Raw genomic sequence first — 1113 nt, 5'->3', positions numbered from 1 at the left:
TTCCGGCCGCAGCTGGTTCTCGAGAAACTCATCGCCCAGCCCTTGATCGACCAGCAACGGCAAGCGCTCTTGCGCAGTACGGATCAGTTCAACCGTGTCATAGCGCTTCCAGGCATCCTGGTTGTGCTCGCCCAGGTAAGCCGCCAGAGCCTTCTGCCCCCAGGGCACTTGCGTGGGGGCGACGATCGGCGAGAATGCCGACACACTCGCATAACGACCTGGGTTGCGCAGTGCAATGACCAGGGCACCGTGTCCACCCATGGAGTGCCCGCTGATGCTGCGCTTGGACGACGCAGGGAAGTTAGCCTCGATCAGTGCCGGCAGTTCATCGACCACATAGGAATACATCTGGAAGTGATCGCTCCAGGGCAGCTCCGTGGCGTTCACATAGAAACCCGCCCCTTGGCCGAGGTCATAGGCCGCGTCGTCGGCGACGTTCTCCCCGCGTGGGCTGGTATCGGGGGCGACGACTATGATCCCATGCTCTGCGGCATACTGCTGCACGGCCGCCTTGGTGATGAAGTTTTGCTCCGTACAAGTCAGCCCAGACAGCCAGTAAAGTACCGGAAGCTTTTTATGTTCGGCCTGAGGGGGGAGATAGATGCCGAACTTCATCGTGCAACCGAGCACGGTCGACTCATGCTGATAGACGTCCTGCCAACCCTCGAAGCTGGCGTGATGTTCAATGCGTTCCATGGATATTCTCCTCATCTCTACGAGCCAGCGTTACCACTGGCATGAAGGATCACTGCTACAAACCCGGGCGCCACCACACCACGAAGGCCAGATGTCGTCTTCGATGTGCAAGTAATAAAATGTGCAAGCCAGTGAGACATCAAAACGAGAAATACAGCAAATGACACAGCCCACTGGCTTGCTGTGAATTCCGTGTGTCTTGCAACGCCTTCGGCCATGAAGGCGAGACAATTACCTTTCGGAGCTCGCGTCAGCTGACGTGGTCTCCGAGTGCCGTGGCCGCGTGGCATGAGTAGACATGCCAGGCACGGTCACGGCCAGAGCGGAAGGTGCGGTCGTCCTAACCGGAGCAGGCTCCGTTCACAACGACCTCACGACTCCTTGGTTTCAGACAAAGGTGTAGGCACACACTTTGTT

1 protein-coding gene is annotated in these 1113 nt (G+C 58.0%); it reads right to left on the bottom strand.

Translation table 11 applies throughout. From position 1 onward, the window contains the following. Nucleotides 1-696, bottom strand: a 696-nt coding sequence (gene fghA, locus EKA13_RS27290; RefSeq protein WP_065762046.1) for an S-formylglutathione hydrolase, incomplete at its 3' end; no start/stop codon positions are given. Nucleotides 697-1113 lie beyond the last annotated feature (417 nt).

Source organism: Pseudomonas defluvii, from assembly GCF_001695625.1.
Classification (GTDB): domain Bacteria; phylum Pseudomonadota; class Gammaproteobacteria; order Pseudomonadales; family Pseudomonadaceae; genus Aquipseudomonas; species Aquipseudomonas defluvii.
This window is presented reverse-complemented; position numbering and strand designations above follow the sequence as displayed.